This window comes from Salisediminibacterium beveridgei, assembly GCF_001721685.1.
In the GTDB taxonomy this organism is placed as follows: Bacteria; Bacillota; Bacilli; order Bacillales; family Salisediminibacteriaceae; genus Salisediminibacterium; species Salisediminibacterium beveridgei.
In genome coordinates this window covers 3,149,928-3,172,377 of sequence record NZ_CP012502.1, presented here as the reverse complement: position 1 = coordinate 3,172,377, position 22,450 = coordinate 3,149,928, and the positions used below count along the sequence as shown (strand labels likewise).

20 protein-coding genes are annotated in these 22,450 nt (G+C 47.5%); 13 read left to right on the top strand and 7 right to left on the bottom strand.

The window, feature by feature from the left end; genetic code table 11:
* Positions 1 to 18 precede the first annotated feature (18 nt).
* Both BBEV_RS14870 and fabG read right to left on the bottom strand, forming a co-directional pair.
* Entirely contained in the window at positions 19 to 1,236 is a 1,218-nt protein-coding gene (locus BBEV_RS14870) for a YeeE/YedE family protein (RefSeq protein WP_069366179.1), read from the bottom strand.
* A 152-nt stretch (positions 1,237 to 1,388) separates the two neighbouring features.
* Positions 1,389 to 2,132: a 3-oxoacyl-[acyl-carrier-protein] reductase gene (gene fabG / locus BBEV_RS14865; protein ID WP_069366178.1), complete on the bottom strand. Its 744-nt coding sequence runs from the start codon at positions 2,130 to 2,132 to the stop codon at positions 1,389 to 1,391.
* Between the two features lie 357 nt (positions 2,133 to 2,489).
* Here fabG and BBEV_RS14860 point away from each other — a divergent pair, with 357 nt between their 5' ends.
* The 11 genes from BBEV_RS14860 to BBEV_RS14815 all read left to right on the top strand — a co-directional run bounded on the left by BBEV_RS14860 (position 2,490) and on the right by BBEV_RS14815 (position 12,725).
* Positions 2,490 to 3,833 (top strand): sigma-54 interaction domain-containing protein, encoded by a 1,344-nt coding sequence (locus BBEV_RS14860; protein ID WP_198155017.1) that lies wholly within the window; start codon positions 2,490 to 2,492, stop codon positions 3,831 to 3,833.
* Positions 3,834 to 4,073: 240 nt separating this feature from the next.
* Positions 4,074 to 4,484 carry a hypothetical protein gene (locus tag BBEV_RS14855; RefSeq protein WP_069366176.1) on the top strand — a complete coding sequence of 137 codons (411 nt, stop codon included), beginning with the start codon at positions 4,074 to 4,076 and terminating at the stop codon, positions 4,482 to 4,484.
* Positions 4,485 to 4,499: 15 nt separating this feature from the next.
* A complete protein-coding gene (locus BBEV_RS14850; protein ID WP_069366175.1) occupies positions 4,500 to 5,987 on the top strand; it encodes a sodium:solute symporter family transporter in 1,488 nt (495 codons plus the stop codon).
* Positions 5,988 to 6,108: 121 nt separating this feature from the next.
* Entirely contained in the window at positions 6,109 to 7,143 is a 1,035-nt protein-coding gene (locus BBEV_RS14845; RefSeq protein ID WP_069366174.1) for a 3-oxoacyl-ACP synthase, read from the top strand.
* A gap of 24 nt (positions 7,144 to 7,167) precedes the next feature.
* The gene (locus BBEV_RS14840) at positions 7,168 to 8,505 is read left to right on the top strand and encodes an acetyl-CoA hydrolase/transferase family protein (protein WP_084007420.1); all 1,338 of its coding nucleotides are present in this window, start codon (positions 7,168 to 7,170) and stop codon (positions 8,503 to 8,505) included.
* A gap of 302 nt (positions 8,506 to 8,807) precedes the next feature.
* The gene (locus BBEV_RS14835) at positions 8,808 to 9,836 is read left to right on the top strand and encodes a serine hydrolase domain-containing protein (protein WP_069366173.1); all 1,029 of its coding nucleotides are present in this window, start codon (positions 8,808 to 8,810) and stop codon (positions 9,834 to 9,836) included.
* A gap of 53 nt (positions 9,837 to 9,889) precedes the next feature.
* The gene (locus BBEV_RS14830; protein WP_069366172.1) at positions 9,890 to 10,543 is read left to right on the top strand and encodes a pentapeptide repeat-containing protein; all 654 of its coding nucleotides are present in this window, start codon (positions 9,890 to 9,892) and stop codon (positions 10,541 to 10,543) included.
* 183 nt (positions 10,544 to 10,726) lie between these two features.
* Positions 10,727 to 10,948, top strand: coding sequence for a hypothetical protein (locus BBEV_RS14825; protein ID WP_069366171.1), 222 nt, complete (start codon positions 10,727 to 10,729; stop codon positions 10,946 to 10,948).
* 72 nt (positions 10,949 to 11,020) lie between these two features.
* Positions 11,021 to 11,923: a macrolide 2'-phosphotransferase gene (locus tag BBEV_RS14820; protein ID WP_407690232.1), complete on the top strand. Its 903-nt coding sequence runs from the start codon at positions 11,021 to 11,023 to the stop codon at positions 11,921 to 11,923.
* Positions 11,924 to 12,011: 88 nt separating this feature from the next.
* Positions 12,012 to 12,164, top strand: a complete 153-nt coding sequence (locus BBEV_RS17465) for a hypothetical protein (RefSeq protein ID WP_157101007.1) — start codon at positions 12,012 to 12,014, stop codon at positions 12,162 to 12,164.
* Between the two features lie 54 nt (positions 12,165 to 12,218).
* A complete protein-coding gene (locus BBEV_RS14815) occupies positions 12,219 to 12,725 on the top strand; it encodes a hypothetical protein (RefSeq protein ID WP_069366170.1) in 507 nt (168 codons plus the stop codon).
* A gap of 52 nt (positions 12,726 to 12,777) precedes the next feature.
* On the opposite strand, the gene BBEV_RS14810 is transcribed toward BBEV_RS14815, so the two are convergent.
* The 4 genes from BBEV_RS14810 to BBEV_RS14795 are packed head-to-tail and all read right to left on the bottom strand — an operon-like array spanning position 12,778 to position 17,936.
* The gene (locus BBEV_RS14810; protein ID WP_069366169.1) at positions 12,778 to 13,917 is read right to left on the bottom strand and encodes a mannitol-1-phosphate 5-dehydrogenase; all 1,140 of its coding nucleotides are present in this window, start codon (positions 13,915 to 13,917) and stop codon (positions 12,778 to 12,780) included.
* Positions 13,917 to 14,357 carry a PTS mannitol transporter subunit IIA gene (locus BBEV_RS14805; protein WP_069366168.1) on the bottom strand — a complete coding sequence of 147 codons (441 nt, stop codon included), beginning with the start codon at positions 14,355 to 14,357 and terminating at the stop codon, positions 13,917 to 13,919. Before BBEV_RS14805 ends, BBEV_RS14810 begins: the two co-directional genes overlap by 1 nt.
* Complete coding sequence (locus tag BBEV_RS14800) at positions 14,354 to 16,480, bottom strand: BglG family transcription antiterminator (protein ID WP_069366167.1); 2,127 nt, start codon at positions 16,478 to 16,480, stop codon at positions 14,354 to 14,356. Before BBEV_RS14800 ends, BBEV_RS14805 begins: the two co-directional genes overlap by 4 nt.
* A gap of 34 nt (positions 16,481 to 16,514) precedes the next feature.
* Complete coding sequence (locus tag BBEV_RS14795) at positions 16,515 to 17,936, bottom strand: PTS mannitol transporter subunit IIBC (protein ID WP_069366166.1); 1,422 nt, start codon at positions 17,934 to 17,936, stop codon at positions 16,515 to 16,517.
* A gap of 297 nt (positions 17,937 to 18,233) precedes the next feature.
* Here BBEV_RS14795 and BBEV_RS17855 point away from each other — a divergent pair, with 297 nt between their 5' ends.
* Positions 18,234 to 18,932, top strand: coding sequence for a DUF6366 family protein (locus BBEV_RS17855; protein WP_232318200.1), 699 nt, complete (start codon positions 18,234 to 18,236; stop codon positions 18,930 to 18,932).
* Between the two features lie 60 nt (positions 18,933 to 18,992).
* Here BBEV_RS17855 and katG read toward each other — a convergent pair whose 3' ends face one another.
* Positions 18,993 to 21,185, bottom strand: coding sequence for a catalase/peroxidase HPI (katG, locus tag BBEV_RS14785; protein ID WP_069366165.1), 2,193 nt, complete (start codon positions 21,183 to 21,185; stop codon positions 18,993 to 18,995).
* Positions 21,186 to 21,606: 421 nt separating this feature from the next.
* Here katG and BBEV_RS14780 point away from each other — a divergent pair, with 421 nt between their 5' ends.
* A complete protein-coding gene (locus BBEV_RS14780) occupies positions 21,607 to 22,338 on the top strand; it encodes an alpha/beta hydrolase (RefSeq protein ID WP_069366164.1) in 732 nt (243 codons plus the stop codon).
* The last annotated feature ends 112 nt before the right edge of the window (positions 22,339 to 22,450 follow it).

Here is a 22,450-nt window from a genome sequence, read left to right as displayed (position 1 = left end):
ATAGCAATAACTGTGTATCTAAGATTTATACCCGCGGCCCAAGATGCGGTATTTCTTTTCAAGAACATAGGCTGCGAAAACGCCTGTAACCGCCATCGCCGTCCAGATGATTGCGTGAACACTCATCGATGCTAAGCCGCTGAAGTAGGCTCCGACGTTTGCGCCAAATGAGATTGTTGCACCGTAGCCCATGATCGTTCCCCCAATAAAGGAGATGATCATCACGCTTGGCGGGACTTTGCCAAATCGAATCAGGCCTGCAAGGGCCATGGTCATGATCGCACCGGACAAGACGCCTAAATTGAGCACACTCAAATCAACAGAGAAGATGGAGTCATACAAATGAGGGAGAGGTTCCTGATCGCCCCAATAACCCCATGAAGCAGGATCAAGCCCGACGGCATCAGCGATTTTGGACCCCCAAATGGAAAAAGCGGCTGTGAATTTCCATGGACTGCCTTGAACGAGGAGGACCAGCGCGTTCAGCACAGCTAGAATGATCGCTCCCACCCATATGGGCCAGTTCGTTAAGATATTTCGAGTCCAGCTTGTACCCCTTGGCATGGGTGTGAGCTTCGGTGGTCTGGTGCTTTTTTTATAGTAGTAGGAACCGATTGAGATGAGTAAGAAAAAGAAGATAAAAACAGCCCACGCGCCTAAATAGCCTAAACCGGTATCTTCAGCTAACGAAACTTCCGGTCCGGCGGGTAGTGTCGTATTCCAAAAGGAAAACTGATAGGCTCCGAATGTTGCCCCCGTTAAAAAACCGCTGACCGTGAACAACGAGGCTGTTCTGCCTCCTTGTGCTTCCCGCATGGCTGCCGGCGCGAGACCGCTGCCGAACTCCATACCAAATCCGAATAAAAAGGAACCGATGACGAGCCCGAACGTGATGGGCGCGATGGCGCCTTCAGGCGTATCACCAAATAAAGCCATATTTGCAGAGAGAATCATGGAAAAGAGGGAGACAGCAACCATCAGTTTAATCATATGACCTCGTAACATTTCAGTATTGCCGTCTTCGACGATTTGCCGATACACGGAGGAAAAGCCATACTTGGCCTGAAATAAGGAAAAGCCGATGAGCCAGCCCAACATATATAACACGAGAAATTGCCACCCGGAATGAACAAAAGATATCGTTGCTACCGCAATGGTGATGATGCTCATCAGAACAATGAACAGATTTTGAGGATCTGAATAATAAAGACCGTTGGACTTCGAGTTTTCGCTCATCGCAGCCTCCTTGTTTTTACTCTGATAGGATACAGGACTCTATTTGGACGTGCCCATATATAATGAATGTTAAACCTAATCAATATGACAGGAATCTTGACAAAAAAAGGACACCAATGGAAGTCATGGTGCCCCTTTGGTGAAAATGCGATTTACGTCACAACGCCCCCGTCTACACTTAACACCGTTCCGGTTATGAAAGAGGCTTCTGAAGAGGCCAGAAAGGCATAGGCATTTGCAATGTCTTCCGGCGTTCCCAGTCTGCCGAGAGGGGATTTCCCGCTCATCATATCCAGAACTTTATCCGGCATTTTCTCCGTCATAGGGGTCATAATAAATCCGGGTGCAACGCAGTTGACCCGAACATGATGTTTTCCCAACTCTTTCGCCCAGGATTTTGTCATGCCAATCACGCCCCATTTGGTGGCGGCATAGTTTGTTTGTCCGAAGTTGCCGTAAAGCCCGACAACAGAAGATGCGTTTAAGATCACTCCGGATTTCTGCTCTTTCATGACTTGAGCTGTCCGCTGACCCACGTTGAAAACGCCTTTTAAATTCACATCAATGACAGAGTCAAACTGCTGCTCTTCCATTTTGACCAACGTTGAATCTGCCGTGATCCCGGCATTGTTGATCACGGAATCGATCCTTCCATAAGTGGCCACCGTTTTTTCGATAAGGTTGTTCACTTGTTCCCGGTCAGTCACGTTACACAGGATCCCGATTGCTTTTCCTTCAAGCTTTTGAATCGACTCCACGACGTGATTGATATCGGCCTCGTTCAGATCGACGACAACGACCGTTGCTCCTTCAGAAGCAAATTTCAAAGCGGTGGTTTCTCCGATTCCCCTTCCGGCCCCTGTAATAATGGTGATGTGATTCTCTAATCTCTTCATTGCAATCCCTCCAATTGTTTTGAATCCTGCCTTTACTTCATCTTATGCAATGTTGATGCCAATTGTGGAAACGCAGTTTTCATTCGCCAGAACACGATTTTCAATGCTTTCTTTTATAAAACGATGTCCAGTTTTCCGGAATGTGTATGAAATTCCGACACCTGAATGCAAAGAAAAGAATATAAGTCATAAGAATTGGGGAGATTTTTGAACACCGAATTGTAAGCGCTTTATTTTTCATCGAAAAAAATGGAAACTCATGTTAGAATAGTAGAAAATTGAATTTTCAATGGAGCGTGCTGCATGGAGCCTTTTAAAAACGATTTAACGGTTTTCTCGGAATACTTTATCGACATGATGGAGAAAATTTTTGATCCGATTCCGGTACCTATTATACTGGTAGACCATGACACGAAGGTGGTCATGATTAACCAGGTGTTTGCAGATTTTTTAGGACAGCACCGGGAGGATATCATCGGAAAGAAAGTTGCGCATGTGGATCCGACAACCCGCTTTCCTGATGTGTTTAAAAAACGGCGAAGTGAAATCGCCTGGAAACATCAATTCAGCAATGGTCGAACGGCGATTGTGCACCGGATTCCTGTATTGGATGAGCAAAAACGAGTTCAATACGGATTCGGGATGCTTTTGTTTGAAGATGTTCAAGAGTTCCGGGATATTATCAGCAAAAATAAATTACTTGAATCTGAATTGAAAAAAGCCAAAAGTCAGCTGAAAGAAATTCGCGGTGCAAAGTATTCCTGGGACAGTATAATCGGTAAGAGTGAACGAATGCAACAGGCCCTTTACCTATCCAAAAAATCCGCAGAAACGACTTCCAACGTGTTGCTTTTGGGTGAAAGCGGGACTGGTAAAGAATTATTTGCCCATGCGATTCATAACGGCAGTGAGCGGGCGCATGAAAAGTTCGTCAAGATTAACTGTGCAGCGATCCCGGCAGAACTGCTGGAATCCGAATTATTCGGCTATGTGGAAGGGGCATTCACCGGGGCGAAACGCGGAGGTAAAGTGGGAAAGTTTGAACTGGCGGAAAAAGGCACGATCTTCCTTGATGAAATCGGGGAGATGCCGCTGAGCATGCAAGTGAAGCTCCTTCGAGTTTTGCAGGAGAAGGAAGTGGAACGGGTTGGTGGTAACAAAACCGTTGAAGTGGATGTGCGAGTGATTGCCGCTACGAACCAGAACCTGGAGTCGATGATCGTCCAAGGCACGTTTCGGGAAGATTTATTCTACCGGTTGAATGTGATGGCAATTGAGATCCCGCCTCTTCGTGAGCGGGATGGTGATTTGATCCTGTTAGCGGAGAAATTGTTGGAAAAGGTTGCCGAAGAGCTCGGGAAAATCGTTCCGGACATCGCACCCAGTACGATGTCGATTTTAGAAGATTATGATTGGGCGGGAAATGTACGTGAACTGGAAAACGTATTGGAACGGGCATTGAACTTGGCTGAGTCAACGGAGATCCTGCCCATTCACCTGCCTTATTCCATTACGAGACACCACGTACACAAAAAAGTAAAACAAGGTTCGTTAAAAGACATCATGGAAGAGACTGAAAAAGAAATGGTCTTAAGCGTCATGAAGGAGACCGGCGGAAACAAACGAAAAGCAGCGGAGAAGTTGGATATCAGCCGCTCTTCCCTTTATGACAAGCTGGAAAAATACGAAATCACGGATTAGCCGGTACACTTGTATCGGCTCTTTTCTTTGAAAAAGGAGAAAAACAGACTGTCGAATAATCAAACACTACCGTCGGATTGTTTTTAGCAAACGACGAATCGAAAACACGATGTCAATTTTTCCGGCACTGGTATGAACGCATTTCATGTCTGAAAATTGCAAAATTGAGAAAGTTGGCATACTACTTGCATATTCATTGACTGTGAAAGATAAATTCACAACAGAAAGGGGTTATGTAACGTGAATGATAAGATGATTCATCTGATGTTAGGAACGGCAGTACTCATGTTGATCGCCATGTTCCTTGATTCCGGCATCTTGTTTGCCTTGGCATTTCCTGTGCTGATGTTTGCATGGATGTTTTTAGGCGCACTGCGACAAGGACGGATCGGAAAAGGGTACAAATTTTCACTTGTGTCCGTTCTTGTTGTCTGGATTGGTGGCTTTCTGACCATGAATCTGATGGATACTGCATCTGAACCATCTGTCTACATTGGCGGCTTTCCAGCAGCAACTGCAATTATGGTTTATATCGTCTGGTTACTGCCATTCTTTTTAGGTTCTTATGCGTATGGTCATTACTTTGAGTCGGACTGTATGAGTGAAGAAGAATTTAAGACATTCGTGACAGACTTACGAAAAGAGACATAACAGAGGGGGGATATCATGAATACGATTATTATCGTTGCGTTAGTTTATTTAGCGGGTGTATTTGCCATTGGCTTTTGGGCGATGAGACGAACCAAAACATCAGCAGACTTTTTCATTGCCGGGAAAAGTCTTGGCATATTTGTGGCTTCGATGGCGGTTTTTGCTACGGCATTGAGCGGGTTCTTATTTATTGGTGGACCAGGCTTAACCTACTCGTTAGGGATGGGGGCACTCTGGTTCACGTTCCCAACAACCATCTCGTTTGCGATGGCCTGGTACATTCTCGGGAAACGAATGCGTTTATTAACGGAAGCAACCGGTGCGATGACGGTGGCGGATGCTGTTTATCATCGTTTTCAAAGTAAAGCGGCCAGCGGGTTGACAGCTGTTGCGACCCTCGTCGGGATCGTTGTGTTCCTGGGTACGCAAGTCCTTGCTCTGGGTACGATTATTGCTTTTATTTTTGATACAACCGTTGTAACCGGGATGATCATCGGGATGATTGTCGTGACCATTTATTCTGCGGCAGGCGGGATACTGGCCGGTACGTATACGAGTGTATTTCAAGGAACGATCATGGCAGCAGGTTCTCTGATCGTCTTCTTCCTGACAATCAGTGTGGGAGACGGTTTGACGAACATCACGCAAACCATTGCAGAACAGCCGTTTACGGATATGGGCACCGCGATGCCTGAATTCGTCGGTCCATGGGGACTGGCAGGTCCGGTATTGGCCATGAGCTGGTTCTTTGCGCTGTCGATCGGGATTGTGGGTCAACCGCACGTTGTATCGCGACTGTATATGATCAAAGGTGTATCGAATCTTCGTTGGGGTCCGTTAATGGCAGCCATTCCAGCAATTTTAGGCGGGTTACTGTTCTTTGGTGTGGGTCTTGTCATGCGTTACCTGGTGATGACCGAACAAATTGCACCACTGGCCAACCCGGATGATGCGATATTGGTCTTTTTAGTCGAATTCACACCACCACTCCTTGCCGGAATTGTTTTAGCAGGGGTAACGGCAGCGATCATGTCCACGTGTGATGCGTTTATTAACATTGCATCAGCTGCTTGTGTCCGTGATATTCCTTTTGCGTTCGGTAAGACATTGACAGATCAGAAGCAACTGCTCTTTGGCCGTATTGCCGTGGTGATCATCGCAGTTGTGACGGTGTTTGTTGTTGTCAGTCTAGGTGATCAGGGCATTGCACTCTTGGGTGCTGTCGGCTGGGGTACATTTGCAGCGGCTCTGGCGCCTGTATTAGGGATCGGTTTGAACTGGAAGAGGGCGACAAAAGAAGCAGCCATTGCGTCCGTTATCGTCGGTCTCTCGGTCAGTATCATCCTTGAAATCCTGGCGACTCTTGGAACGTATGAACTGCCAAACGGGATTTACGTTGGTGCTTTTGCGATGCTGCTTTCTCTCATCACATTCATTGTCGTATCTTATCTGACGAAACCAGTGAAATTGTCTGAGAAGATGGAACAGGTCATGGACGCTTAATCATTTCAGTGCGAATTGAAAGCGTTAACAGGGCATCGCCGCTGAACCCTCTTGAGGTTTAGCGGTGATGCAAAAAACCTTCATGGTGAACTGACGGGAGAGATTGTAAGGAGGCATAGCGATGAGTGAAAAAGCGATTGTCGGCATTGTGGGGACGGGCATTTACATCCCCGAAGAACGGATGACAGCAAGCGATATCGCTGAAAAAACGGAAGGGAACTGGACAGAAGAGGCAATCCGGACCAAGCTCGGAATCAGTGAGAAGCCGGTTCCAGGCCGAGGTGACGGGACCCAGGAAATGGGAGTGAAAGCCGGGCTGGATGCCCTTAAGCGGACGAAGGTTGATCCAAAGACGATTGACCTGGTGATCGGGATTGGTGAAGAGTGGAAGGAATATCCGCTCACGACCTCATCGATCTATATACAAGAGAAAATCGGCGCAACGAATGCATGGGCCATCGATGTTCAACAACGCTGTGGCACGTGCGTGTCAGCGATGAAGATCGCCAAAGATATGATGATTGCTGATGATGAGATTCAAACCGTCATGATCGTTGGCGGCTATCGAAACGGTGATCTGGTGGATTACCGGGATCCGAACATGTCGATGATGTATAACCTGTCTGCTGGAGGCGGAGCCATCATTCTTCAAAAAGATTACCAGCGAAATGTCCTGTTGGAATCGAGTTTTATGACGGATGGTTCGATGGCCCGGGATGCAGGTGTGGAATTTGGCGGCACGGAGAAACCGATCAACCGGGAGAATCTGGATGAAGCGTATCATTCATTACGACTCTTTGATGCTGAACATATGAAGAATCGGTTGAATGATGTTTCCATGGATAACTGGATGACGTGTATCGACCGTGCCTTTGAAAAATCAGGTGTGACAAAAGAGGAACTGGGCTATTTGGCAGTGCTGCATTTTAAAGCATCGATGCACCGGTACATGCTCAGTTTACTGGGGATGACGGAAGAACAGACCACGTATTTAAGTCAATACGGTCACATGGGACAGATCGACCAGATTTTATCGTTGCATCTGGGTGTTCAGGACGGAAAAGTGAAGGATGGCACGGTCGTCTCCATGATTGCTGCAGGAATTGGGTACGCGTGGGCAGCGAACGTCATCCGATGGGGGGACGATCGATCTTGAATTGAAGCGGAGGAGGAAAGTACGATGGCAGGCACGATGAAAGAAACCCATGATAAATTGTACGAAGGAAAACGAGAGACAATTGAAGAAGCGTTAACGCATATCAAGTCAGAGGATCACGTCGTCTCCGCACTGGCCGCCGCAGAACCGAAAGGATTACTTTCCAATCTGCATAAGATTGAGGATCGTGTACAAAATGTAATCGTTTCGACTTGTTTACCGATGCTTGATTACAACTACTACTCAGATCCAGCCTATGAAGGCACATTTCTGATGGAGGGATGGTTCTATACCCCTGTGATGCGAAAGATGCATCGTGAGCGGATGGTGTCGTTCATTCCGAATCATCTCCATTTAGCGGGTGAGCGGCGCATGGACCACCGGCCGGTGAATGTCTTTATCGGCACGGCTTCACCGATGGACCGGCAAGGCTATTTGTCACTGTCATTAAGTGCAACCTATGAGCGAAAGGTTGCTGAACAGGCGGACATTGTCATACTGGAAGTCAATCGGCAGATGCCGCGTACGTTTGGTGATACAACGATCCATATTCATGAAGTGGATGTGATCGTGGAAAATGATTATCCCGTACCGGAATTACCGACCACAAAACCGAATCAGAAAGATGAACAGATCGGGAAATTCATTGCAGATGAAATTGCAGATGGTTCAACGATTCAATTAGGCATTGGCGGGATTCCAAACGCCGTTACGCAGCAACTTTTCGATAAAAAAGATTTAGGGATTCATACGGAAATGTTCACTGACGGTATGGTGGATCTCTTTGAAGCGGGCGTCATCACCGGGCGGAAAAAAACATTGATGCCCAATAAAATGATTGCGACCTTTGCGTTGGGGACAAGGAAACTGTACGATTTCATCGAAGACAATCCAGGCGTCCAGATTTTAAATGGGTCATGGGTGAACGATCCATATGTGATCGGGAAAAATGATCGGATGGTATCCATCAATACCACTTTGGAAATTGATCTGACAGGGCAATGCTGCTCCGAGGCGATTGGACACCGGCAATTCAGCGGAACGGGCGGTCAGGCAGACACCGCGATCGGTGCCCAGATGGCCAAAGACGGGAAATCCTTTATCGCATTGTACTCAACCGCAGACGTCAGGGTCCCAGGAAGCGAAGAGCGACAGACGATTTCGAAAATTGTCCCGAGTCTGGCAGAAGGGGCCACTGTCTCCCTGTCACGAAATGATGTGGACTATGTGGTCACCGAATATGGCATTGCATCATTAAGAGGGACGTCCATTCGGGAAAGAGTGGAGCGGCTCATAGCCATTGCTCATCCTGATTTCAGGGACTGGTTAAGAGAAGAATCGGAAAAGCGGATGATTTGGTGAGGATCTGTTACGAGACAGGCAGGGACTTCTGTGGAATCAGTGTAATGGCTGATTTACAGAATGCCCTGTCTTTTTTGTACTTACATAGAATACTATGCTGATTCCAAAAACGTGAAATGTACATAGCGGATATGATTGGAAGTTGCGCAATTTCATGAATTTGGATACGATCAACGGAGAAGATGGGAAAAATGAGGTTGGAACTTGGTATTGATGTATGCGCTGATGTTTACGGAGATCGTTTTCCTCAGCCTTACTAAAATACAGCGAATAAAACGTAAATTGTGAATGGAGGATGGATCATGAAGCATCAGGACGTGAAGAAAGCCATCGACCAACTGCAAGAGGACATCTGTTTTTCAGGAACGTTTCACGCAAAGTCCGAAGAGATCAATTTATCCGGAAGTTATGGGTACGCCAATAAATCCGAGAAGATCTTCAATCAGATCAATACCCGTTTCGGGATCGCTTCAGGATGCAAGATCTTTACCGCTGTGGCGATTTGCCAATTGGTTGAGGAAGGAAAATTATCTTTTGATACGAAGTTGACGGATTGTCTGGACTTCAACTTTCCACATTTTGATGAGGAGGTGACGATCCATCACCTGCTCACCCATACAGCAGGGATTCCGGATTATTTTGATGAAGACGTGATGGACGATTACGAAGAACTGTGGACGTCGACGCCCATGTATGGGATCCGGAACTTGCAGGATTTTTTGCCGTTGTTTCAGTACTTACCGATGAAAGGGGAAGCAGGCAATGCTTTCAGCTACAATGATGCAGGCTATATCGTTTTAGGTCTGGTTGTTGAAGCGGTAAGCGGTCAGGTTTTTGGTGACTATGTCGAAGAGTCGATCTTCCGAAAAGTCGGCATGACGAATTCAGGTTATTTTCACATGGATGAGTTGCCTGAGAGAGTCGCGCTGGGTTATATCGAAAAGCCGGATGGCGGCTGGAGAACAAATATTTATGCCATCCCGGTAAAATCCGCTTCCGATGGTGGTGCCTTTGTGACTGCGACGGATATGATCACGTTCTGGGATGCGTTAATGAATGATCGATTGTTAAGTGGGAACATGAAGAACACATTATTGCAGCCGCAGGAAAAGGTGGAAGACGATCTATTCTATGGCTATGGCGGGTATATGGAAGTGAATCAGCAGGAGGTTGTGAAACATATGCTTATCGGCCATGATCCTGGTGTGAACTTCCGGGCTGTTCATTATCCAAAGCAAAAGCTCACCATTGCGGTTTGTTCCAATGAATCGAACGGGGCTTATGAGATCTTGAAGGAAATTGAGGGAGTACTGGTAAAAGATAATGAATGAACATAAAAACGCTAAGATGCGTAAGGTCTGGCGTGACAGGGACGTGTGTTTGGATGGAGAAAAAAAAAGCAGTCAAGATTGAAAAGCCCAGGATCAAGCAGGGTTTGCCACGATTGAAGCTTGGAGAAGTATTGAACGATGAAGATGCTTACCGATCAGGTGAAGTGAAGGATCACTTTATGGATTCCCAGTCTGCGGATCAGGTCCGTTTTGATCAGATGATATTCAAACAGGTCTCCTTCGAACAGGTTCATTTTCACAACATCGAACTCACGGACGTGATTTTCGATCAATGCAATCTGTCGAATGCGGATTTCAGTGATGCGATCATTCACCGGGTGTCGTTCAACAATTCGAAACTGACAGGGGCCAATCTGTCAGGTTCAACCCTTCGGAATGTGACAATGAACGGCTGTCTGGCCAATTACAGCGCGCTGGGTTTTTCGGATTTCAGGCAAGTTGAATTCAATGACACCTCACTGATTCAGGCGGACTTAAACGAATCAACCTTTAAAAACGTCGCATTCAAGAATTGCCCGATGGACGGTGTGAATTTTGCGGAGACGAGTCTGAATGGGATCGATCTGAGCAGTTGTCTGTTTGAGAGTCTCGTGGTTTCGTTGGATAAGCTCTCGGGATGCACGGTCACATCAGATCAGGCGGTGGGACTGTCCAAAATCTTAGGGTTGAATGTGAAGGACGGGTGATGGCATTCAACGAGCTAATCGCTGAGGATGTGATACACTTGAGAGGATATGGGTGAATCCAGTTCTGTAATAAAGAATCATTCAGTCGAATAAATCAGGTGATGGAAGATTGATCGTACAGGATTTGAAGGTCATGATTGTTATTGAAACGGATCAACAAAATCATGAAAGGGTGTCTGCTTTATGAAAAGACCGATTTTGTGGCCGATCGTTGCGACTGTTTCTGTAGCCGTTATTGTCTTTGCGTTTGGAAATGCGACAAATAATGAATTGCTCCAGTTTCAGATAGGACCTGGAAGCCTTGAAATCACTTTTGCACCTGTTTTAATGGGAATTGCTGCAGGCTTCATCACTGAACGAATCATCATCAAAATGCGTCAGGAACACAAAGATCAATTGAACTAGATGACCTCAGAACAGATTGAAATGACAGATGTTTCAGGTTAGTTAAGGCTTCAAAGGAAGGCGTGAAGCTACGTGGAAATCAAAGAAGTAATGAGAATCTGCACGGGGCATGGGGTAAAACTTCAGGAAAACTCTGTTCAAATCAATGAATCGGGTGTGGACTTCAAAGCAGTTGTTGCGAAGGATGAAGATGGCGTCACCTGGATTTTGAGAATACCGAGAAGGGAATCTTCCATGCGTGCAGCGGATCAGGAAAAGCAGGTGCTGGATGTTTTGCAGTCAAAGGCGGATTTTGAAGTGCCGGTATGGACGGTATTTTCTGAAGAGTTAATTGGCTACCAGGCATTACAGGGAAAACCGGCAGCCGTGATTGATCTTGAGGTGCAGGACTATGTGTGGCATATCGACAAGGATCCTCTGCCGGATGCATACTATGCAACCCTCGGACATGTTATGGCAGAGATTCACAATATACCGGTGCAACTTTTGCAGGGGATCGATCTGCCAAGGGTGAAGTCTGAAGATGTTCAGGCTTCGATGAGACAGCGGATGGAGCATGTCAAACAGTGCTATCATGTTCATCCGGACCGGTGGCATATGTGGCAGACCTGGCTTGATGATAAATCTATTTGGCCCCCTCATAACGGGTTCTATCACGGTGACCTGCACCCGGGGCATATCATGGTAAATGAAAACAGCCAGGTTACGGGACTGCTTGACTGGACGGAAGCGGGTATGGGGGACGTCTCCACGGATTTTTTGTCCCATTACCTGCTCTTTGGTCGAGAGGGGCTGGACCGGTTGCTGGCTGCCTACGCGGATGCCGGTGGCAGAGTATGGCCGAAAATGGCTGAACATATCGTGGCGCTTCATCACACAAGTGGGATTACCGTAGCGGAATATGCGGCGGTATCCGGATTGTCTGACATGGAAGAGATGGCCCGGGAGATGTTAAAAGCGCCTCCGGAATCGTAAAAAGTGAAATAGGAACAAAAGAAAAAATGAAATGATGCTTTGTTAATTGAGGAAGGTTCTGCGAACTGGAAAAAGGAGTGCTGATCTTATGTCTATTCGTTTCAGAAAATATTTGATCCCTGCAGGCGTGCTGGTCGGTTTGCTGACAGGATTCTATACAGGGAATGTGAGGGAAGGTATATTTATCGGGATTGGTCTCGGTTTAATGGCCTGGGGAGTCACTTCGAAAAAGGACCAGTGATCAGAGCCAGGTCAGTCTTTTCGACAGAGAGAGCAATGCGTAAGGAGGATCCGAATGCATATCACGTTCGACCGTCCGTTATTCGGGACGGGAAAAACGCTCGCAATTCATGTGAATGATGAGAAAAGAGGTTCGATGAAACGCTGGTTTCGCAGTCACAAGCAGCGCGCTTCAACGGATCTTCGTCATGATGTCAATATTGACATTACCGCGGAGAAGAATCAGTTCTCCATTACTCAGGTCAAGGCCGCTTTGCAGGAAGCTTCAGAATGGGCGGTCGAACGAAACGGTGTTCAGATGACGAAAATGACCAGTGCGAAGGGTTTAAACGCAAAGCACCGGATCGATGCCAATCTGGAAAATCAGACAGACGTCTGTATTGAAGCAGGCTTGCAGCGAAAGGCAGATCTGTATCTGAACGGGCAAAAGATCGGGACAACCGAAGCCAAAGGATTTCTCTTGAACAGCCGCTATGTCATAGAGGTCGAATCAGATATTCCTGAAGAGATTGATCCGGCGCTTCTTGCGGGGATGACCTATGCGTTCTGGTGTTCCTTTTAGACAATCGAATCTTAAGAAAGGCCCCTTCCACGTTGATGGAAGGGGTCTCTCATTACTTCATTTGTTTTACAATGCCTTGAATGACCGGGCTGGCTTCGTCGAGACCGGTAATGCCTGCGAGCGTCTTCGCCGGACCATGCTCCTGAAGGCGTTTTTGAAGTTCTCTGGCTTCTTCATCCCCTTCATAATCATACTGAAGTGCTGCTGCAGCGCCTTTCATCAGGCCATCTGCAGGCCGGTCGAGTTCAAGGAGCTGCCGGATCGGACTGATGAGGCGTTCATTAGTGCCAAGCTTTTTGATCGGCTGACGGGCGACCCGGGTAATGTCATCAATGATGTACTGATTTTGGAATCGGGAAAGTATTTTTTCGATGTATTGATCATGCTCTTCCCGGTCAAAGCCATGCTTAGTAGAAACGAGGTCACCGGATTCAGCAAGTGCCTGACGAATGTCGCGCAGCACCTGTTTATCTTTCATGGCTGCCTGCACGGTATCGAGTCTGGCCTGATATCCGGTATATGCTGCCAGAGCGTGGCCGGTATTGACGGTGAAGAGTTTTCGTTCAATATACGCTTCAAGTTTTTCCACGAAATGAATATCATTAATAGCAGGGAGTTCACCCTTGTACGTGGAAGCATCGACAACCCATTCGAAGAATGGTTCGACGAGGACATCGAGGATGTTTTCCTGGTGCTGGTTCGGGACAATCCGATCTACTGCGGCATTTGGAAAGCCAATAATTTCATCAGCTTTTTGCTGCTCCTCTTTTGAAAGCTCCTTGTATACTTCAGCTTTCAGGAGGTCTGATCCGCCGACGGCATTTTCGCAGGCAATCACATTCAGAGGTCCTGCTTGTTGAGTAAGACGGGCGGACAACCCCCGGGAGATGAGTGGTGCAATATAAGGGAGGATATGTGCACCGACGGCAGTGGTGACGAGATCCGCATCTGCTATGGCAGCGACTACGTCCTGATCCTGGAGGTTGGAATCCAGGCCACTGATGTTTGGAATCGTGAAGTGACGTTTTTCGGGCTCGGCATAATACACCGTGAAGCTTCCATCGCGTTGAATCGCCTCAATCAGTTCGTGGTTCACATCCACAAACGTGACGTGATAACCGGATTCAGCGAGAACTTTGCCGATAAACCCGCGACCGATATTTCCTGCGCCGAAGTGAAGGGCCTGTTTCATCAGTCATTCACCTCTTCAAATATCGCCATCAGATCCTGTTCGGTTTCGGCGTGAACGATTCTGTCGATGTTGGCTTCGTCGGAACAGACAATCGCAATTTTCGATAGAATGTCCAAGTGTTCATTGTTTTTACCGGCGATCCCAAACACGACTTTGACGATGTTTCCGTTGCCGTAATCCAACGGCTCTGACAGCTGGAGAATGGAAATCCCGGAGGCGAGCACTTTTTCTTTGGCATCTTCCGTGCCGTGGGGAATGGCAATGTAATTCCCCATAAAGGTGGAAGTGAGTTCTTCACGTTCAAACATTTTTCCCACGTAATCCGGCAGGACATAGCCTTGATTGACGAGAATCTCACCTGCGATGCGGATGGCGGCTTCCTTGTCCGCGACATTTGCTTTCAGTCGAATGTTTTCCGGGGTAATGACTTGAGTCGTCATGGTTTTGTCTCTCCTTTTGAATAATGATCGTGATAATAGTGAAGCAGTTCATCACTGAGATGCTGATGAATGGCCTGTTCTGAACCGTTCGAGAATAGTTCCAGACTTGATTGATTGGCAATGATCAGTGCACTGATATGACTGAGAATATCCGCAGACTGCTGGGACAGGGTCTCGGGAGCCAGCATAATCAAGAGCCGGTTTACAGGCATGATTTCATCGTGCATGCCCTTTAATTCATGGGAGTGGTTCAAATCCAGGACCAGAAACAACGGCTGATTGACCTCCTGGGATCTTGCGTGATACAAAGCTGTTTTTGTTCCGGGGATCCCGACGCCGGAAAGGGCTGCCCGCTGTTCGAGTTTTTCGGTGACGGCCGCAGGATTCTCGATGAGATCTTCATCATACAGATACAGAGCCAGTTCATGGAGCGCTTCAGGAATGGTGTTTCCTGTGGTTTGCCTGTACATGCTGAATTGTCTCAGGATGTGCAGTGTTGTTCTCAGAGCGCGGTCCATGGCAGCCAGCTGATCCATCACCCGTTCTGGAGGCTTGTCAGGTAACGCTGTTTCCTGAGCGAGGCGTTCTTTATCGTCATCTACCCCCTGACGGTGTTCCTGTCGCTCGATATAATCTTCAATTTTACGAATATCCTCGGCCGTTAAAAACGGATTAACCTGTACATAATCGATGTCGTGCCCAATGAGAGGAATGGTGGAAATCACGAGATCAAGTTCTGTCGCGGGGATTTCGTTCAAATCAAACAGCGAACGGTTCGTTACGGTTTTGATGTTGGGAAATTCATTTCGAAGTCTCGTTGCGATCATTTTCGATGAACCGATCCCACTGGAACAGATGACAATGGCTTCATGATTTCGCCGGTTTACTTCGCGTTCCATAGAAGAGCCGAAATGCAAAACGAGAAAGCCGATTTCCGCATCAGGGATCTCCAGGTCTGTCACTTCGCTGAAGGATTCCTTGATCAATGTGAACAGAGACTCATAATTACTTTTGATTTTTTCCAATAGGGGATTATGAATCTTCATCCCCTGTTTTACCCGGTATAAAGCGGGATCGAGATGGGCGGCGAGTCCCTGATACAGGGAAGTGTCGCCGGACAGGTCCGTTCCTGTCCGCTTGCCTACTTCCTCAATCAGCTGTCTGGCAACAAAGGCAGTGTCGAAATGGTCTTCAGAAAACAGGCTCTGATTATCCTGACGGAGTTTTGCGCCACGTAAGTGCATCGTGATATACCCGACTTCGGCTTCAGGAATCGTGATAGAAAAGGACGTTTCCAACTGATTTGCCAACGTTTTTGCCAAGGTGAATTCTTTTTTCTGTGCGAGGTGGTTTGACAGTTTCTGATTCATGGAGATGTTCTCACCTTTTGATATCCGTTCGATGGCCAGTGTCAAGTGAACAACAAGGGCGATATACGCTGAATCAGCGAGCGGATAGTCAATGGAACGGATCGTCGTCAGTACGGCCTGTTCCACCTGTTTCAATTTGTCTGGGTCGATGAAGCCCAAAAGCTGTCCGGAAATGGATTCGCTGATGGTCGTGTCCGGTTCGGGCAACTGCCGGCGGACATACTGGAGTATTTCAGTTTCGTTGAAGTTTTCCGCTAACAGGCCGCTGATGGCTTTTCGTTTGGAAGACTCATCGCCGAGGAGTCGGATACCGAATCCCCGGCGTTTTTCAAGGCTGAGTCCATAATATTGTAACCAGGTGGCTGTTTTCTCAAGGTCACTGCTGATGGTGGCGACGGTGACGTTTAAATCGGTGGCAAGAGATTGGAGCTTCATGCCATCGATGGATTCAAGGAGTTTACAAATGATGATCACCTGCCGCTGTTCCGGCAGAAAATCAAAATGGCCGGCAGATTGCAGGTCTTCTTTGAATTGATTCAGTTGTTCAGTGGAACCTTTTAAGAAAATGCCTTTGCTTGTGATTTTTTCCAAAATCAGCTCGTAAGGATGAAGCAGCGAATCGAAACTCGCCAGATCTCTGTGAATTGTGCGTTCACTGACCTGCAGGGAGTGAGCGATCTCGCGGATCGTCACGCCCTCAGGATGCTGAATGAGCTGTTCAAGGATGAATCGGTCTCTGGCTGAAACGTACATGCTTGATCACTCCAGTGTGTTGCGTAGGTTAGACCTATTCTTTTTTCAGGTCATTGACGAGCTTGTCATACTCAGGGCTGTTCATGAAGTTCTCAACAGAAACATGATAAGCGCCCGGTATTTTATCTTTTGCACTAGGTGTCAGATCTTTATGGGTGATAACGACGTCTGTGTCTTCCGGGATGTTGCTGATGGAGAAGTTCTTCACTTCCACTTCCAACCCGGCTTTTTTCACTTTGTCACGCATGATGGAAGCGCCCATCGCACTCGATCCCATTCCTGCGTCGCAGGCAAAGACGATTTTTTCGACGTTGGCAAAATTGAATTCGCTTGCTTTTGTTTTTTCTCCGGAAAGACTAGCAGATACGGAACTTTTCTTACCTTTCATGTCTTCCATTTTTGAAGTTGCTTCAGTCAAGTCTTCATCAATGTCTTTACTGGTCTTAAGAATCAGTGCAGCGACTGTAAAGGATATGGCTGTTGCAACGACAACACCGCTGAGTACAGGAATGTAATAGCCTTGCTGCGTTAACAGCATATAAGCAATGATGCTTCCTGGTGCCGGACTCGCCGGCAAACCTGCGCCGAGAAGATTAAAGGTGAAAATACCGCCCATACCACCGAGAATCACGGCTGCGAGGAGTTGTGGCTTCATGAGTACATACGGGAAGTAAATCTCATGAATCCCCCCGAAGAAATGAATGATGACAGCGCCTGGTGCTGAACGTTTCGCCATGCCCTTTCCAAAGAACATGAAGGCTAACAGGACGCCAAGTCCCGGTCCCGGGTTGGTTTCGAGCAGGAACAGAATGGATCGTCCTGCTTCTGATGCCTGTTCGAGTCCCAGAGGTGTCAATACCCCGTGGTTGATTGCGTTGTTCAAGAAAAGAATTTTTGCGGGTTCAATCAGAATACTTGCAAGTGGCAGAAGGCCTGCATCAACAACGGCCTCGACTCCTGCACCCATTGCCTGACTGAATATGGTTACGATCGGACCGATTCCCATCAGACCGAAGAGGGCCAGTGCACCACCGAAGATTCCGGCGGAGAAGTTGTTGACGAGCATTTCAAAACCGGGCTTGATTTTACCTTCGACGGATTGGTCCATCTTCTTGATGACAAAACCGCCCAATGGCCCCATAATCATGGCTCCGATAAACATTGGCACTTCAGCGCCGACGATGACACCCATCGTGGCGACGGCACCGACGACCCCACCTCGGGTATCGTGGACCAGTTTACCTCCAGTATAACCGATTAAGAGTGGTAACATATACGTGATCATTGGTCCGACAAGTTCAGCAAAGCTTTCGTTCGGCCACCAGCCATCTGGAATAAAGAGTGCAGTAATCAGTCCCCATGCAATGAATGCACCGATGTTCGGCATAATCATGCTGCTTAAAAAATTTCCAAAACGCTGTACTTTGACTCTCAAACTACTTTTTTCTTGCGCCATGTGTGTGTTCCTCCTTGTGAATAGTATGTTTTGTTCTTACTTCTCATAATAGAGCGCTCCCAAGCCTTATACAACGCAATCTTAGTGCGAATTCGTCAAAGGCATTGTTGACATTCCTGACATAACTGCTACGGACAAAAGCGAATTTTGTCGAAAAATCGGTGTCTGGAAAGGGGGAGTGGATCTGTTTGGTTTACAGACACAGATGTTCAGATATGTACGAATTTTGAAAAATATGGATTGCAATGTTATCATGATGATTCAAGCTATCTACATATATATAAGGGGGGCGTGCTTATGGCCGGAGGTCTGAATCAGGAGACAGTCAACGAACTGATGAAGGATGGCTATACCCTTTATAAGCAGGGGAAGAAGCGCGAAGCTGCAGAAGTGTGGCTGATCCTCTGGGAACTGATTCAAGAAGAAATGAATCGAACGGATGTTTCTGATGTGGAAGATATTGCGAAGACAAGTTCAAATGCAGAAATGTTTTCCAGTTGGCTGGACGATCTGAAACAGGTGTTGGCAGAGGTTGATGGAGACCCCGATTTTATGAGGGAGCAAACAGCATTTTTGAGATCTGGCCTTACAGTGACCTGTGACGAGGGAAAGCAAAATCAAAAAGATCAAGAATCGGGACATGAGAGTGATAAAGAACAATCAAAAGCAATCAGACAGAAGAAGATGCAAGAGGAACTGGCAAGGCAAATGAATACCCTGCCCCCTGAGAGAGCAAGAACGAAAAGAGAAGTGAAGGCAGGGCACTTAGGAGATGATGCAGCGATGACAAAACAGCAATCGAATCATGACCGCCAGGAACGGCAACGACAAAAGGAACTTCAGGATAACCCAGGTGGCGGACTCAGGGATGGAGCTGACAGAGCAGGATCCGGTGGACTGGTGGATCTCGTTAATGCTCTCGGGGCAAAGGGTATCGGTATCTTGATTCTGGTGCTCCTGACCGGTTATCTGATCTATGCACTGTTTATTCAATAGAGACGAATCAATACAAAAGGCTGCCCGGAAGTCCGGGCAGCCTTTTAGTGTTCATGGTTCTTATTTCAGATCGAAACGATCGTTGTCCATCACTTTGACCCATGCATTGACGAAATCCTTCACGAATTTCTCTTTGTTATCGTCTTGTGCATAGACTTCAACGAGTGCACGAAGCATGGAGTTTGAACCGAATGCGAGATCCACGCGTGATGCTTTACGCACCGCTTCGCCGGTTTTGCGGTCATGACCTTCGTATACATAGTGATCAACCGGCTTCCACTCGATGTTCATATCGACGAGATTTCTGAACCAGTCGGTGTTCAGCTCATCCGGCTTGTCGGTGAAGATACCGAGGTCCGTGTCCTGATAGTTTGCACCGAGGGAACGCATGCCGCCCATGAGCGCGGTCATTTCAGTAGCGGAGAGGCCAAGAAGCTGCGCCTTGTCCACGAGAAGTTCTTCAGCACTGACGGCATATTCTTTCTTCAGGTAGTTGCGGAAACCATCTGCGATCGGCTCGAGAACTTCCATGCCTTCCACTTCGGTCTGCTCCTGCGATGCATCACCGCGACCTGGAGAGAATGGTACTTTCACATCAACGCCGGCGTCTTTGGCAGCTTTTTCTACTGCAGCTGTACCGCCAAGTACGATCAAGTCTGCAATGCTCACGTCTTTGGACGATTTAGCCTGAACATCTTCAAGGGTTTTCAGTACTTTTTCGAGCAATTCCGGTTCGTTGACTTCCCAGTTCTTCTGAGGCTCGAGGCGGATGCGTGCGCCATTTGCGCCCCCGCGATAGTCTGAATTACGGAATGTGACGGCAGATCCCCAGGCGGTTTTCACCAGTTCACTGGTTGAGAGACCGGAATTCAAAATGTCCTTTTTTAATGCGTCAACATCTGCTTCTGTCAGGTCGTAATTCCCTCTAGGAACCGGATCCTGCCAGATAAGGTCTTCTTCCGGTACTTCTGGTCCGAGGTAACGGTCTTTCGGTCCCATATCTCGGTGAAGAAGCTTGAACCAGGCTTTTGCAAAGACGTCTGCCAGTTCATCCGGATTCTTATAAAAGCGTTCGGAAATTTTTCTGTATTCAGGGTCCATTTTCATGGCCATGTCTGCCGTTGTCATCATCGTTGGCACTTTCTTGTCTGCATTTTCAGCATCCGGTGCGAGGTGGTCTTCTTTCACATCCACCGCTTTCCACTGGTATGCGCCTGCAGGGCTCTTGATCAGTTCCCACTCATAGCCAAGCAGCAGTTCAAAGTAGGTGTTGTCCCACTTGGTCGGTGTTGGCGTCCAGGCGCCTTCAATTCCACTGGTAATGGTGTCAGAACCTTTGCCGGAGCGGAAGTCGCTCTTCCATCCAAGACCCATTTCTTCTGCCGGGGCCGCTTCCGGTTCAGGACCGACGTGAGCTGCATCGCCTGCGCCGTGTGACTTACCGAAGGTGTGTCCACCGGCTGTCAGTGCGACGGTTTCTTCATCGTTCATGCCCATCCGTTTAAAGGTTTCGCGGATGTCCTCACCGCTCTTCTTCGGATCCGGCTCGCCGTTTGGTCCTTCCGGATTGACGTAAATGAGGCCCATCTGAACAGCAGCCAGTGGATTCTCAAGATCCTGACGGCTTCCCGCATAACGGTTGTCACCTAACCACTCATCTTCAGATCCCCAATAAATATCTTCTTCCGGATGCCAGATGTCTTCACGTCCGCCACCGAAACCGAATGTTTTCAGACCCATATCTTCCAGTGCAACATTACCTGCAAGGATAATTAAGTCTGCCCACGAGAGTTTATTTCCGTATTTTTGCTTGATTGGCCAGAGGAGTCGTCGTGCTTTGTCCAGGTTGGCGTTATCCGGCCAGCTGTTGAGCGGTGCGAAACGCTGTGCGCCGGTTCCGCCGCCCCCGCGGCCGTCGCCTGTACGGTACGTACCTGCGGCATGCCATGACATGCGGATAAAGAACGGTCCGTAGTGCCCGTAATCTGCAGGCCACCAGTCCTGACTTGTCTTCATTAATTCTTTCAGATCTTCTTTCATGGCATAGTAATCCATTTGGTTGAATGCTTCTTTGTAGTTAAAGTCCTCATCGAACGGGTTCGTTTTTTTGTCGTGCTGGTGTAAAATGCTGACGTTCAGCTGATTTGGCCACCATTCCTGGTTCGCTGTGCCACCTCGTGTCGGGCTCGTTGCTCCACCGTGCATCACCGGACACATACCTTGCTGTTCGTTCATTTTCTTTTGTTCATCCATCTGTAAATCTCCTCCCTGTTCTGAAAAAATAAGATCTTTAACTTAAGCAATCGAATTGAAAATCCGACTGTAATCAATCTCTATTTGTAATTATATTAAACTGAAACGGAAAAAGAAAGGGATATGCTGTTATGAAGTATGTAGTATGTTGTGTGCTGAATCCCTCCCTGCACTGATATCAATGGATTCATACCATTCGTCCTTTCAGGGCGACAGAACTGCTCTTTTTTACAAATGACGATAATACATCGCTTTCACTGAGAATGTTTGTGAATAAGACCACCTCCGGTTTAAAAAATCCTCACTAATTTTTTCCTTACCCTCTTTCTTTAAGATTGAAAAGCAAAAATCGAACTGTTTGGACCGCTGACGTGTTAAAATTGTGACAGAAGCAGGGATCTGCTGAGGAAGGAAAGATAGAATGGCAGTAATTTGGGAGAATAAGTGGAAAATACTGCTGGGAATTATTCTTGCGGTGATCGCAATCGTCTGGTTCATCTTACGGCCTTATCCTGCAGGAGATGCCGCTAAAGCTGCGCTGGAAGAAAGTGCTGTGATGGAGGCGTCTGTCCATGATGCGATCCGTTTTATACCTGATGAAGAACCATTGGCACACTTGATCTATTATCCAGGGGGTTTGGTTGAGGAAGAAGCTTACAGCTATTTCGGTGAAGCAATGGCAGAAGCGGGTGTGGATGTCTGGATTATACCCATGCCCTTAAATTTGGCTGTGCTCGGCTCATCAAGAGCTGAAGGGGTCCTGGAATCAGTTGGAGAAGCTCCGGTTGTCATCGGTGGGCACTCTCTCGGTGGTGCGATGGCAAGCCGTTTCGCACAAGAGCATGCTGAGCGCTTGGCAGGGGTGTTCTTTCACGGGGCATACCCGGATGAAGGCGGACGGCTGGATGAAACAGATTTATCGGTTTTATTGATTACGGCACAAAATGATGAAGTCATGAGTCAGGACAGTTACCGGGAAGGACTCGGGTATTTGTCTGCCGGAGCTTTGGAAGAGGAAATCATAGCAGGCAACCATGCATCATTTGGTGATTATGGACCTCAACGAGGTGACGGGGAAGCGGGCGTGACGCATGAGGATGCAGTCGTGGAGATCGTTGACATAACAATAGAATGGCTGACGACCCTGCGGTAAACATCATAGCAGCAAGCTTGGTAAAACAGCGAAGAGAAATAAGGTCACGAAAAATACACCGAAGAAAATCAGCAACAGTTTGATGGCTTCTTTACCCATGAAGGTTTCACCC